This window comes from Blastochloris viridis, from assembly GCF_001402875.1.
Taxonomy (GTDB): Bacteria; Pseudomonadota; Alphaproteobacteria; order Rhizobiales; family Xanthobacteraceae; genus Blastochloris; species Blastochloris viridis.
Window position 1 is genome coordinate 1,527,594 of record NZ_CP012946.1, and the last position, 12,835, is coordinate 1,540,428.

The following is a 12,835-nucleotide window of genomic DNA, read 5'->3' on the forward strand; positions in this document are numbered from 1 at the left end:
TAAGTCTCGGCGACTGTGATGGATATGCCGATGCCGGACTCTGCCCTGACCATCATTGCGCTCGCCGTCGTGATGCTGCTGATCACCGGCATGGTCGTCGTCTTCGCCCGCCGCAGCCCGTGGGCCGCGCCGTTCCGCGATCCGCGGATCGGCGAGTTGGTTGCCGAGGTCAAGGCTCTGCGCTCGCGCATCAATGCGCTGGCCGAGGCCCAGGACCGGCTGATGCGGCGCCTGGAGGACGGGTGACACGGCGTCCGAGGACCGGGTGACAAGACCTTGAAACTGATCCTGTTCGACGTCGACGGAACGCTGATCGACAGCCAACACGTCATCGTCAGGGCGATGACCATGGCCTATGCCGCGCACGATCGGCCGGCGCCGCCGCGCGAGACCATCCTGTCGGTGGTCGGATTATCGCTGCCGCAGGCGTTTGCCGTTCTGTCCGGCGCGGACCCGGAATTTCCGGCGACGAGCTTCGCCGATGCCTATAAGCAAGCGTTCTTTCAGCTCAATTCCGACCCAGGGCAGGGGGCACCGCTGTTTCCCGGAGCGCGGGAGGTGATCGAGGCGCTGTCACAGCGGAGCGACGTCGTGCTCGGGCTTGCCACCGGCAAGTCGCGGCGCGGCGTCGACCGCATGTTGGACCTGCATCGCCTCGAAGGCGTTTTCGCAACCGTGCAGACCGCCGACGATCATCCCTCCAAGCCGGCGCCGGACATGGTGTTCGCCGCCATGGCGGAGACTGGTGCGAGCGCAGCGGCCACGGTGCTGCTGGGCGACACCACCTTCGATATGGAAATGACACGGGCGGCCGGCGCGGTGCCGATCGGGGCAGGGTGGGGCTACCATCCGGCTGACGAGTTGAGCGCTGCCGGCGCTCATATCGTGCTCGACGAGTTCGCCGGCTTCCTTCCGGCGATCGAGCGACTGGGCGAGGCCACGACATGAGCATTCGCGATCTTCTTGCCGATCTGGAGACGCCGGGGCCGGAGCATGACCCGATGCGCGCCGCCCAGCGCGCGATGCGGCCGCAGTTGCCCAAACGCTTCTACGCCGATGTCGCGGTGGCCGAAGACGAGGGCGGCTGGACCGTCACGCTCGATGGCCGCCGGCCCAAGACGCCGCGTGGCCGCGCCCTGACGGTGCCGACTCGGACGTTGGCGGAGGCGCTGGCGGCGGAGTGGGTGGCGCAGGCGGAGGTGATCGACCCCGCCACCATGCCGTTGACCCGGCTCATCAACGTCACCATCGACGAGGTTACGGGTAATGGCAGGGTGCAGGCGACGATCGACGAGATCGTCAAATACGCCGGCTCCGACCTTGTCTGTTACCGGGCGGGCGAGCCTGCCGGGCTGGTGACGCGGCAGGCCGAGGCGTGGGATCCGGTGCTCGCGTTCGCCCGCGAGCGACTCGGCGCACGCTTCATGCTGGCCGAGGGCGTGACCTTCGTCGACCAGACCGCGGCGGCAATCGACGCGGTGCGGCGGGCGGTCGAGGCAACCCCGCCATTCGCGCTCGGCGGGCTCTACACCCTGACCGCGCTGGCCGGATCCGTCCTGATCCCGCTCGCAGTCGCCGGGGAGGGGCTGACGTCCGAGGCCGGCTGGGACGCCGCGCACGTCGACGAAGACTGGCAGATGGCATTCTGGGGTGGGGACGATGAGGCCGCCGCCCGCCGTGCCTTCCGCAAGGCCGAATGGGACGCCGCGGTTCGGGTGATCCGCGACGTTTGTTGAGGTCAGGCCGGCTCGATATTCACCCGCAAACCGGGTCGCGCCGGTCACTGCGAGGTCAAGCTGCGATCTCGGTGGTCGAGGTCTCGGTGCTTGAGCGCGCAACGTTCTCGAACGACTGCAGCAGGGCCTGGATCCGCTGGGTCAGTTCAGCAGTGCTGACGGTGCCGCTGTCGTCGGTATCGAGCGCTTCGAGAATGGACTCAGCCTCCTCCGAGCTTCCGCCGACGCTGGTGGCGAATGCCTCCAGTTCGCTCTTGGACAACGCGCCGTCGCCATCGCTATCGAGAGCCGAGACGATGCTGCCGGCGGCATCCTCCGCAAGCGGCGGCGGGGGCGGCGGCAGGGCGCTGGCCAGTTCCTCTTCGCTCACCGCGCCGTCGCCGTCGCTGTCGATCGATGAATAGAGCTCGCTGGCATCCTCGGCCGACCCGCCCAGCGACTGGACGAAGGTGGAGAACTCGTCGGCAGACAGGCTGCCGTCGCCGTCGGAATCAATCGAGCTGAACAGCTTCGAGATCGGCGTGTCTTCCTCGTTCGAGGCGGCGTCGGGTTGACCGATCTGCTGAAGGCTGAGCAGGAATGCCAGCACCTCGGCGCCGAACTGCGTCGTCGAGGTCGATGACGAGTCATCGGTTGAAGCCGACGTCGTCGAGGTGGTGGTGGTCGCGCTGGTTGCCGTGGTCGAACTCGACGTCGACTCGGTCGAGGATGACGATAGCGTCTTGAGCAGTTGCCAAAGGCCTGATGCCCCCGACGAGCCGATGCTAGAGACGGACATGAAAATCCTCCTAGTATGAAGTGCGACCACCGGAGACGGCGCCGCACGGACTGACCGCCGCAGCCCGAAGGTTTCTCAGAGCCCCTGTGACGATGTTATCATTGTGAAAGGCTGAGATAGATGACCTATGTTGGAAGCTGCGGCTGTTCGATGGAGATCATGTCTCCGTGTCATTGAACGCGTGAATCTCTATTTGCGGTCTGTTATTTTTGCGGTAATGCCATGCAAATTAATATGATTAACAATATTATATATGAGTTTTGTATTGTGGTATGTTCCAGATTGAGCCGTTATTTGTGGTGATGTATCGTATTTATGACAGGCGACAGAGTCTAAAATCCAGTTAGACATCGTCGGCGTAACACCCAAGACCCTGAAAGATGACCTTTCTCGGTCTCAATTTACTTGCGGCCTGACGCTGTGTCGGAACGCCGGCGTGCGCGCGAGCCGGCGGTAAACGGCGCGCGGCAGGTGCGCGTGCGTCCCGGCCGGTGTGTCCTGCCTTTAACGCCGCGAATTGTCTCGGCTGGCGCGAAACCCGCGTGCGGCCTCGCGAATGCGCGGGTATGGTTACCAGAACATTGCAGCCGCCTCGATTGGCGCGTTTGCTGCTGCGGTTTCGCACGAGACATCGTCTCGATAGCAAAGATGACTTTGGCACCTCGGCTTCGCTGCGCGCGTTGCCGTTCGGTCGCGCTCGGCCGTTGCCAGACCGTCTTTGCCGTTTGGCATCGCAAGGTGCACACAGAACGGCGCCATGGTCCCAAGGTGGGATTTGCCTCGGCGCAGGTTGGTGTTAAGCACCTCGCGACATCACGGGGGCAGGAGCTGGTGGTGAAGAACATTCTGGAAAAACTTGAAGAACGACGCGCGCATGCCCGTCTCGGCGGCGGCACCCGACGCATCGAAGCACAGCATGCCCGCGGCAAGCTGACCGCGCGGGAGCGTATCGAGCTGTTGCTCGATACCGGCTCGTTTGAAGAGTTCGACATGTTCGTCCAGCATCGCTGCGACGACTTCGGCATGGAGAAGAGCAAGGTTCCCGGCGACGGTGTGATCACCGGGTGGGGCACCGTAAATGGCCGCACCGTCTGCGTTTTCGCCAAGGACTTCACCGTGTTCGGCGGCTCGCTGTCGGAAGCGCACGCCCAGAAGATGGTGAAGATCCAGGAGCTGGCGCTGCGCGTGCGCGCTCCGATCGTCGGCCTGTTCGATGCCGGCGGCGCCCGCATCCAGGAAGGCGTCGCGGCGCTCGGCGGCTATGGCGAGGTGTTCAAGCGCAACGTCATCGCCTCGGGGGTGGTGCCGCAGATTTCCGTCATCATGGGGCCGTGCGCCGGCGGCGACGTCTACTCGCCGGCGATGACCGACTTCATCTTCATGGTGCGCGGCTCGTCCTACATGTTCGTCACCGGTCCGGAGGTGGTGAAGACGGTGACGAATGAGACCGTCACCTCCGAGGAACTGGGTGGCGCGCAGGTTCACATCACCAAGTCTTCGGTGGCGGACGGTGCGTTCGAGAACGACGTCGAGTGCCTCCTGCAGATCCGGCGGCTGCTCGACTTCCTGCCGTCCAACAATCGCGACGGCGTGCCGATGTGGCCCTCGTTCGACGATCCGGCCCGCATCGACTATTCGCTCGACACCATCGTTCCGGATAACCCGAACAAGCCCTACGACATGAAGGAGCTGATCCTGAAGGTCGTGGACGAGAGCGATTTCTTCGAGATCCAGGCCAATTTCGCCCGCAACATCGTCACCGGTTTCGGTCGCATCGAAGGCCGCACCGTTGGCATCGTCGCCAACCAGCCGATGGTGCTGGCCGGTGTTCTCGACGCCGACGCTTCGCGCAAGGCGGCGCGCTTTGTGCGGTTCTGCGACGCCTTCGAGATTCCGATCGTCACGTTCGTTGACGTGCCGGGCTTCCTGCCGGGCACCGCCCAGGAATATGGCGGTCTGATCAAGCACGGCGCGAAGCTTTTGTTCGCGTTCACCCAGGCCACCGTGCCGCTGGTGACGGTGATCACCCGCAAGGCGTTCGGCGGCGCCTACGACGTGATGTCGTCCAAGCACATCGGCACCGACGTCAACTACGCCTGGCCGTCGGCGCAGATCGCGGTGATGGGCGCCAAAGGCGCGGTCGAGATCATCTTCCGGCAGGACATGGACGATCCCGAGAAGATCGCCAAGCGCACCGAGGAGTACGAGCAGCGCTTCCTGTCGCCGTTCGTGGCGGCCGAGCGCGGCTACATCGACGAGGTGATCATGCCGCACGCCACCCGCCATCGCGTGGCGCGCGCGCTGGCCATGCTGCGCACCAAGAAGCTCGAACAGCCGCCGAAGAAGCACGATAACCTGCCGCTGTGAGCTGTGGTTTGTTCAGGCGTCGTTCATGAACGGTGCCCGAAATTTCGGCAGCCGCGCCGGCATCGGCGCGGACTCGCCAATCGACCGCCCGAGCTCCGGGCAGAAACGGACGACCTGACATGCTATCGCGACTTGTGATCGCAGGTGTTGCAGCGGCTCTCGCGCTCGGCATCACCGCCGGGCCGTCGTCGGCATCGGCCGAGGACAGCGAATTCCAGCTGGCGCAGTATTGGGGCGATCCGCCGCCGCGCCGGTGGGGACCGCCTCCGCCGCGCCGGTGGGGACGGGCCTGCTACACCACCCGCGGCACCTGCGGCCTGGAGGAACGGGTGCCGCGTGGCGCGCCGTGTCGGTGCTTCTTCCCCGGCGGACCCAAGCGCGGCAACGTGATCTGATCGCGCCGGTCCTCCGCGGCAATCGTGTCCGTCGCCCGGCAGGTGAGCAGAGCGGGCACGGCTGAACGGTTCAGCGGACCTCCGGCGCACCGGAGGTCCGCTTTTGCTTGTGCGGCCGTGGTTCTGACGCGTTGACGGCGAACCGCCGCGGCCTCGTTCCTTGGACGTTGGCAATGCTGCAATTATCCGCTCAGCACGCTCCCGGACCCGCTGCCGGAAAACACAAGCGCGTGCTATGCGTTAACGGCCCACCGCAACCATGTGCCGGAGGAAACGCCATGCGCAGCGCAGTCGCTATCGTGATGGGATGCCTGATCCTCGTCGCCGTCTCTGCCCCGGTTCGGGCGCAGGCTGGGATCTGCGGAGACCTGTGGGTTGAGCGGAACTCGATCTACAAAGCCAACGGCTTTTGCTTCAAGACCGCCCGGGCGATCTCCTATTTCGGCAACCAGGGCTGCATGTACAGCTACGAATCGCAGGTGCCGTTGTCGCGGGGCGAGCGCATTCGGATTGAGCAGATTCGCTCGCTCGAGCGCCAATACGGTTGCCGCTGACGGAGCCGTCGCGGCCGATTCCCGGCCGCATAGAATCGGTTGCGGCGGTTATCTGTGATGCCGAATCAACGCAGCCGCGCTTCGATCTCGGCGCGGTGCGCCTCGAGTTTCGGCGGCAGCTTCAATGCTTCTCCCAGGTGTTCGGCGGGCTCGTCGACGGTGAAGCCGGGTGCGTCCGTGGCAATCTCGAACAGCACGCCGCCGGGTTCGCGGACATAGACCGAGCGAAAATAGAGCCGGTCGATTGGGTCGGTGACGGTGAGACCGCGGGCGCGCAGGCATGCCGAAAGGTCAGCCTGGGCGTTGGTGTCGGCCACCCGGAACGCGACGTGGTGGACGCCGCCGCGGCCCAGCCGTCCCAGTGGCGCGGTGCCGGCAGCCTTCAGGTCGACGACGTTGCCGATGCCGCTGCCGGTCTCGAAGCGCACGACGTCGCCCTCGCGGGCGATCTCGCGATAGCCCAGCACCTCGCCGAGCAGCGCGGCGGTGGGCTCGATGTCGCGCAGCCATAGCGTCACGCCGTCGAGGCCGAGGATGGCGGTGGCGTCGTCGCGGGGAGCTGGCGGCGGGTCGGGCGAGGCCACCAGCGCCAGCTCCAACCCGTCGGGATCGCGCAGCGTGATCGCGGTGCGGCCGAACCGCCGCGTCATCTCGTGCGGCACCGACCGCTCGACCAGTCGCGGCAGCCAGGCCGCGACCGACGTCTCGGGAATGCGGAATGCGACCTCGCTGGCCTGCCCGGAGCCGATGCGGTGTGCGGCGGCGGATGGCCAGGTGAAGAAGGTCAGGATGGTTCCGGGGTGACCGCCGGCGTCGCCATAATAGAGGTGGGAGGTGGCGGGATCGTCGAAATTGACCGTCCGCTTGACCAGCCTCAGCATCAGCACGTCGCGGTAGAACGCGAGGCTTCGGGGCGTGTCGGCGGCGATGGCGGTGATGTGATGAAGGCCGGCGCTGGTGGTATGCATATCGGGCTCCGGGCGATTGACGAACTGGTGCGACGGCAACGTCTGCGACCGACCCAACGCTCGCTGCCGAGGGTCACGGTCCGGTGATCTCGCGCCGGGAGCACAATCGCCGGCAACGTGGTCGGAAATTGCGGGAGGCACGGCCGGGATGGAGCCCACGGAACTGTTCCAGCGGCTGGCATTGGCGCTTGGCATCGGCCTTCTGGTCGGGGTGGAGCGCGGCTGGCGCCAGCGCGAGGATGCGCCGGGGCAGCGCACTGCCGGTCTGCGCACGTTTACGCTGATCGGCCTGCTCGGCGGCATCGAGGGCGCCATCGCCGCGACGCTGCCGGCCGGAGGCGGCGGCCTATTGCTCGGCTTGTCGTTCCTCACCCTCGGCGCGGTGCTCGGGGTGTTCCAGTTTCGCGAGAGCGTGCACGAGGGCAGCTTCAGCGTTACCAGCGTGATCTCCGGCCTCGTCACCTTCGCGCTCGGCAGCTATGCCCTGCTCGGCGATCGCCACCTTGCCGCGGCCGGCGGCGTTGCCACCGCCGCGATCCTGGCGGCGCGCGAGCCGCTTCACGCCTTCATCGCGCGCGTCACCTGGCCCGAGTTGCGCTCGGCGATCCTGCTGCTCGGCATGAGCTTCATCGCGCTGCCCTTGGTTCCGGATCGGACCATTGGAATCGGCGGGTTCGAGGGCCTCAACCTGCGCGAACTCTGGCTGGTGGTGATCGTGCTCGCCGCTGTCGCGTTCGGCGGCTATGTCGCGGTCAAGGTGCTCGGCGCGCGCCGCGGTGTCCTGGTTGCCGCGGCAGCCGGCGGCTTGGTGTCGTCGACCGCAGTCACGTTGACCAATGCCCGCCGCGCCGCCAGCGGGGAGGGCGAGCCGTGGCTGCTCGCCGGCGCGACCTTGATCGCCGGAACGGTGTCGCTGCTGCGGACCTTGGTTCTGCTCGCAGTCTTGAGCGGCGCGGCGATGAAGGCGGCGCCGCCGTTGCTGGCAGCGGCCGGTGCTGCGCTTGTGTGCGGGCTGGTATTCGCCCGGCGCAGTGCCGGCTCGGGCGATGGCGCGCCTGCGTTGTCGAATCCATTCGCGCTGGGGCCGGTGCTGAGCTATGCGGCGGCGCTGGCGGTTGTCGTCGTGATCAGCCGGGCGGCATCGTCCTGGTTGGGGCCGGGGGCGACGCTGGCGGTGGCTGGCATCGCGGGCTTGGCCGACCTCGACGCTGCGACGTTCGCGATGGCGAAACTCGCCCAGGACGACGGCACGGCGGCACTGGCGGCGCTTGGCGTCGTGGTCGCGGCCGGCTCCAACACCTTGGCCAAGGCGGTGATGGGCTCAGTCCTGGGCGGCCGGCGGTTCGCCGGTCCGCTTCTGGCCGGTTCGGCGGTGATGTTTGCCGCTGGCGGGCTCGCTGCGGTCGTAATCCGGTGACTGCAACGAAGGCCCACATTGACAAGCTGATGACGAGGTCGCAACACACACCCGCCGAGTACGGGGGAAGGGTTGCAGGATGTTCAAGAAGATACTGATCGCCAATCGCGGTGAGATCGCCTGCCGCATCATCCGAACCGCGAAGCGGATGGGTATCAAAACCGTCGCGGTCTATTCTGCCGTCGACAAGGATGCGCTCCACGTCGACATGGCCGACGAAGCCGTCCACATCGGGCCGCCGGCCGCTGCGGAATCCTACCTCGTCATCGAAAAAATCATCAACGCCTGCAAGGAAACCGGCGCTGAGGCGGTGCATCCCGGCTACGGCTTCCTGTCCGAGCGCGAGGCGTTTGCGGTCGAGCTTGCCAAGCACGGCATCGTGTTCATCGGTCCCAATCCCAAGGCGATTGCGGCCATGGGCGACAAGATCGAGTCGAAAAAGGCAGCCGCGGCCGCCAATGTTTCGACGGTGCCGGGCTATCTCGGCGTGATCGAGGACGAGCAGCACGCCGTGCGGATCGCCGAGGAAATCGGCTTCCCGGTGATGATCAAGGCTTCCGCCGGCGGCGGCGGCAAGGGCATGCGCGTCGCCCATTCCAAGGCCGAGGTGCTCGACGGCTTCAAGCTGGCACGGGCCGAGGCCAAGGCCTCGTTCGGCGATGACCGCGTGTTCATCGAGAAGTTCATCATCGAGCCGCGCCACATCGAGATTCAGGTGCTCGGTGACAAGCATGGCCACGTCATCCACCTCGGCGAGCGCGAATGCTCGATTCAGCGCCGTAACCAGAAGGTCATCGAGGAAGCGCCGTCGCCGCTGCTCGACCCGGAAACCCGCGCCAAGATGGGCGCGCAGGCCGTCGCGCTGGCCAAGGCCGTCGGCTACGACTCGGCCGGCACCGTCGAGTTTGTCGCCGGCCAGGATCGCAGCTTCTACTTCCTGGAAATGAACACCCGGCTCCAGGTCGAGCATCCGGTCACCGAGATGGTCACCGGCATCGACCTCGTCGAGCAGATGATCCGCGTCGCCGCCGGCGAACCGCTCAAGTTTGCCCAGGACGACATCAAGCTGAATGGCTGGGCGATCGAAAGCCGCATCTACGCCGAGGACCCGTTCCGCAGCTTCCTGCCGTCGACCGGCCGGCTGACGCGCTATCGCCCGCCGCACGAGGGGCCGTTCGAGGACTCGGTGATCCGCAACGACACCGGCGTGTTCGAGGGCGGCGAGATCTCGATCTGGTACGACCCGATGATCGCCAAGCTGGTCACCCACGCGCCGACGCGCAATCAGGCAATCGACGCCATGGCGCATGCGCTCGATGCGTTCGCCATCGAGGGCATCCAGCACAACATCCCGTTCCTGTCCGCCCTGATGCAGCATCCGCGCTGGCGCTCCGCCAAGCTGTCGACCGGCTTCATCGCCGAGGAATACAAGGACGGCTTCAAGGTTCAGCATCCGGAAGACGAGGCGGCGCGCATCATCGCGGCGGTGGCGGCCTCGATCGATTTCATCTCCACCCGCCGGCGCCGGCTGATCTCCGGCCAGATCGTGGGCCGGCCGATCCCGGTCGATCCGTTCCGCTGCGTGGTGTTCGAGAAGGACCTCGAATTCCACGTCAAGGTGTCCGAGGTCGGCGGCAGCGGTACCGAGGCCGAGGAGTGGAACGTGTCGCTGCTGACGCTGCGCGGCCGAGAGCAGCACACCTATCGGCTCGCCTCGTTCTGGAAGCCGGGCGACCTGGTGTGGCGCGGCACCATCGACGGCGTGCCGCGTACGGCCCAGGTGCGCACCGTGCCGAATGGCTTCAAGGTGTCCTACCGCGGCGTGTCGGCGGTAACGTTCGTCTACAACGAGCGCGAAGCCAAGCTTGCCGCGCTGATGCCGCAGAAGAAGGGGCCGGACCACGGCAAGGAACTCGTTTGCCCGATGCCGGGGCTGGTGGTCGAGATCGCGGTCAAGGTGGGCCAGGAGGTCAAGACCGGCGAGGCGCTGTGCATCGTCGAGGCGATGAAGATGCAGAACGTGCTGCGCGCCGAGCGCGACGTCACCATCAAGACCATCAAGGCCGCACCCGGCGACTCGATGGCAGTCGATGCGGTGATCATGGAATTCGCCTGAGCGATATCCCGTCGTCCCGGGCGAGCGGAGCAAGACCCGGGACCGTCCGCAGACCAAGACCGCTTCCTGAAGACGATCCCGGCTCGCGCGCCTTCGGCGCTGGGCCGGGATGACGGTGCAGCCCAAAAGCGCGCGCCGTCAAGTTGCACGATCACGTCCCGTGGTACAATCACCGCCTCCGCTGGAGGCGACTCATGCGACTGCTCGCCACGCTGCTGAAGCGCTTCGTCCGCAACGGCAAGTTGACCGTCATCGACCATGACGGCGCCACCTGTGCGTTCGGCTCGGGCCAGGATGGGCCGACCGTCACTGTCCGCTTCCACGACGACAAGGTCGCGCGCCAGCTATTCCTCAACCCGGAGCTTGCGGCCGGCGAAGCCTATATGGACGGCCGGCTGACCGTCGAGGATGGCGGCACCGTCTTCGACCTGCTGCGGCTGTTCTCGGTCAACCGCTCGGGGCTGGCGTCGCATCCGCTGCAGCAGGCGCTGCGCCGGGTCTGGCGGGCGTTGAAGCGGGTCCACCAGTCGAATCCCCTTGGCCGCGCCGCAAAGCACGCCCGTCACCACTACGACCACCCGGCGGCATTCTATCGGCTGTGGCTCGATGAGACGATGAGCTATTCTTGCGCCTACTTTGCGGCGCCGGACATGCCGCTGGCCGAGGCGCAGCGCGCCAAGATGCGCCACATCGCCGCCAAGCTGAAGATCGCGCCCGGCATGAGCGTGGTGGAGATCGGCTCGGGCTGGGGCGGGCTGGCCTGCTATCTCGCCAAGGTCTGCGGTGCGACGGTGACCGCAATCAACGTCTCGCCGGAGCAGATCGCCGCGGCAAGGCAGCGCGCCGAGGCCGAGGGCGTGGCCGATCGCGTCACTTTCGTCGAGACCGACTACCGCCAACTCGCCGGCACCTTCGACCGGCTGGTGTCGGTCGGCATGATGGAGCACGTCGGCGTCGCCTATTTCGACGACTATTTCTCGACCGTGAAGCGCCTCTTGAAGCCCGGCGGCTTTGGGTTGGTCCACGCCATCGGCCGCATGTCGCCGCCGGGCTCGACCGCGCCGTTCATCCGCAAGCACATCTTTCCGGGCGGCTATGTGCCGGCGCTGTCGGAGGTGTTCGCCTCGACCGAGCGCACCGGGCTATGGGTTGCCGACTGCGAGGTGCTGCGGCTGCATTACTATTGGACCATCAAGCACTGGCGCGAGCGCTTTGCGGCCGAGCGCGACGCGGTGGTGGCGATGATGGGCGAGCGGTTCGCGCGGATGTGGGAGTTTTACCTCGCCGCGGTGGAACTCGGCTTCCTGGACGGCTCCAACATGGTGTTCCAGCTTCTGCTGGCCGAAAAGCGCGATTCGGTGCCGGTGATCCGCGACTACATCACCGACGCCGAGCGGGCGCTGGCGGGCAAAGGGGGCTGATCCTCACCAGCACACCGAGGACGACACCATATAGTCGAGCCGGCACTCTCCCGGCTCACCCTTGCGCAGCCCGATCGTCACCTCCGGCGGGCAGGTCCGCTTGGACTGGGTGTCGAGCGGCCGGCCATCGGCAAAGCCCTTGGCAGTGCAGGCGGTCTTGGCGGCACGGTCGCAGTCCGGCACCCCGGACGAACTCGGGCAGGAGGTCATCTCGCGCACCACGGTGCCGGGTGTCCGGGTCAGGGCAGGGTCGAGCGGCTGGGATTCGAGCGCCTTGGGGTCGAAGACCCGGCCCCAGAACCGCTTGCTCGCGTCGCCGAGCGCCTCCCAGCTGAAGTCCGGCGGTTTAATGGGGCGTGGCTGCGATTCTCGTGGCGGAGCGGGCTCACCAGGCGCCGGCGGGCCGCCGGCAAGCGGCGCCTCGGCCGGCGGCACCATGCCGAACCCCGGCGGCGACGCTGTGGGAGGAGAGGCGACCGGCGGCTCGGCTTGGCCATAGGCAAGCGAGGCATACAGCAGCGCGGCCGCGATCAACGGCGCGCGCCGCCCAAATATCGTGGCAGCTTGATGCATCTCGCCATCCTGCAGCAGTCTGATCGTGCGCGGGGATTTCGACGGAGTCGAGGCAGGAAGGGCAGTATCGCGGGTGTCGCACACGCCGCGGAAGCGGTCCGCCATTGGATTGCGGTCGCCGGTGCTTCGATTCCACGCAAGGAATGCCGCCAGGGTTGGGCGTCCGGGGCAGCCGTGGCGACCGGGCGGGGCGATTTGGGGAGTGGCCATGACGGTGGTGCGGCTGACGGTGCGCGGGCGGGTGCAGGGCGTCGGGTTCCGCTATTTCGTCGAGCGGACCGCGGCCCGCCTCGGCGTTGACGGCTGGGTGCGCAACCGCGCCGACGGTTCGGTCGAGGCGGTTGCGGCTGGCGAAGATGCTGCGGTCGCGGCGATGATCGAAGCCTGCCGGCGCGGGCCGCCAGCGGCGCGGGTCGATTCGCTCGAGGTCGCCGGCGCCGGCGAAGCTGACCTTGCCGGACGACCTCCGGGCGAGGCGTTCTCGGTGCTGGCGACGCGGTGAGCGGCGGC

13 protein-coding genes are annotated in these 12,835 nt (G+C 66.8%); 10 read left to right on the plus strand and 3 right to left on the minus strand.

Going from position 1 to position 12,835, the window contains the following annotated elements:
• Nucleotides 1-30 precede the first annotated feature (30 nt).
• Genes BVIR_RS06830 through BVIR_RS06840 form a run of 3 tightly spaced genes read left to right on the plus strand, consistent with a single transcriptional unit; the run spans nt 31 to nt 1,736 of the window.
• Nucleotides 31-246 carry a hypothetical protein gene (locus BVIR_RS06830; protein ID WP_145912047.1) on the plus strand — a complete coding sequence of 72 codons (216 nt, stop codon included), beginning with the start codon at nt 31-33 and terminating at the stop codon, nt 244-246.
• Nucleotides 247-276: 30 nt separating this feature from the next.
• Nucleotides 277-948, plus strand: a complete 672-nt coding sequence (locus tag BVIR_RS06835; RefSeq protein WP_055037023.1) for an HAD-IA family hydrolase — start codon at nt 277-279, stop codon at nt 946-948.
• The gene (locus BVIR_RS06840) at nt 945-1,736 is read left to right on the plus strand and encodes an ATP12 family chaperone protein (RefSeq protein ID WP_055037024.1); all 792 of its coding nucleotides are present in this window, start codon (nt 945-947) and stop codon (nt 1,734-1,736) included. The genes BVIR_RS06835 and BVIR_RS06840 overlap by 4 nt, the downstream gene beginning before the upstream one ends.
• Nucleotides 1,737-1,791: 55 nt before the next feature.
• Here BVIR_RS06840 and BVIR_RS06845 read toward each other — a convergent pair whose 3' ends face one another.
• A complete protein-coding gene (locus BVIR_RS06845) occupies nt 1,792-2,325 on the minus strand; it encodes an EF-hand domain-containing protein (protein ID WP_055037025.1) in 534 nt (177 codons plus the stop codon).
• 1,023 nt (nt 2,326-3,348) lie between these two features.
• Between BVIR_RS06845 and BVIR_RS06850 the strand changes: the two genes are divergently transcribed.
• From BVIR_RS06850 to BVIR_RS06855, 3 genes are all read left to right on the plus strand, one after another.
• On the plus strand, nt 3,349-4,881 hold the full coding sequence (locus BVIR_RS06850) for an acyl-CoA carboxylase subunit beta (RefSeq protein ID WP_055038728.1): 1,533 nt from the start codon (nt 3,349-3,351) through the stop codon (nt 4,879-4,881).
• Between the two features lie 119 nt (nt 4,882-5,000).
• A complete protein-coding gene (locus BVIR_RS16745; protein ID WP_060833013.1) occupies nt 5,001-5,276 on the plus strand; it encodes a hypothetical protein in 276 nt (91 codons plus the stop codon).
• Nucleotides 5,277-5,554: 278 nt separating this feature from the next.
• Complete coding sequence (locus tag BVIR_RS06855) at nt 5,555-5,830, plus strand: YARHG domain-containing protein (RefSeq protein ID WP_055037026.1); 276 nt, start codon at nt 5,555-5,557, stop codon at nt 5,828-5,830.
• Between the two features lie 65 nt (nt 5,831-5,895).
• Here the strand turns inward: BVIR_RS06855 and BVIR_RS06860 are convergent, their stop codons facing one another.
• The gene (locus BVIR_RS06860) at nt 5,896-6,798 is read right to left on the minus strand and encodes a ring-cleaving dioxygenase (protein ID WP_055037027.1); all 903 of its coding nucleotides are present in this window, start codon (nt 6,796-6,798) and stop codon (nt 5,896-5,898) included.
• A 148-nt stretch (nt 6,799-6,946) separates the two neighbouring features.
• Here BVIR_RS06860 and BVIR_RS06865 point away from each other — a divergent pair, with 148 nt between their 5' ends.
• The 3 genes from BVIR_RS06865 to BVIR_RS06875 all read left to right on the plus strand — a co-directional run bounded on the left by BVIR_RS06865 (nt 6,947) and on the right by BVIR_RS06875 (nt 11,752).
• On the plus strand, nt 6,947-8,215 hold the full coding sequence (locus BVIR_RS06865) for an MgtC/SapB family protein (protein ID WP_055037028.1): 1,269 nt from the start codon (nt 6,947-6,949) through the stop codon (nt 8,213-8,215).
• Between the two features lie 79 nt (nt 8,216-8,294).
• Nucleotides 8,295-10,331, plus strand: a complete 2,037-nt coding sequence (locus tag BVIR_RS06870) for an acetyl-CoA carboxylase biotin carboxylase subunit (protein WP_055037029.1) — start codon at nt 8,295-8,297, stop codon at nt 10,329-10,331.
• A gap of 194 nt (nt 10,332-10,525) precedes the next feature.
• The gene (locus BVIR_RS06875) at nt 10,526-11,752 is read left to right on the plus strand and encodes an SAM-dependent methyltransferase (RefSeq protein WP_055037030.1); all 1,227 of its coding nucleotides are present in this window, start codon (nt 10,526-10,528) and stop codon (nt 11,750-11,752) included.
• 3 nt (nt 11,753-11,755) lie between these two features.
• Here the strand turns inward: BVIR_RS06875 and BVIR_RS06880 are convergent, their stop codons facing one another.
• Nucleotides 11,756-12,325, minus strand: a complete 570-nt coding sequence (locus tag BVIR_RS06880) for a hypothetical protein (RefSeq protein ID WP_145912046.1) — start codon at nt 12,323-12,325, stop codon at nt 11,756-11,758.
• Nucleotides 12,326-12,533: 208 nt separating this feature from the next.
• Between BVIR_RS06880 and BVIR_RS06885 the strand changes: the two genes are divergently transcribed.
• Nucleotides 12,534-12,827, plus strand: coding sequence for an acylphosphatase (locus BVIR_RS06885; RefSeq protein WP_145912045.1), 294 nt, complete (start codon nt 12,534-12,536; stop codon nt 12,825-12,827).
• The last annotated feature ends 8 nt before the right edge of the window (nt 12,828-12,835 follow it).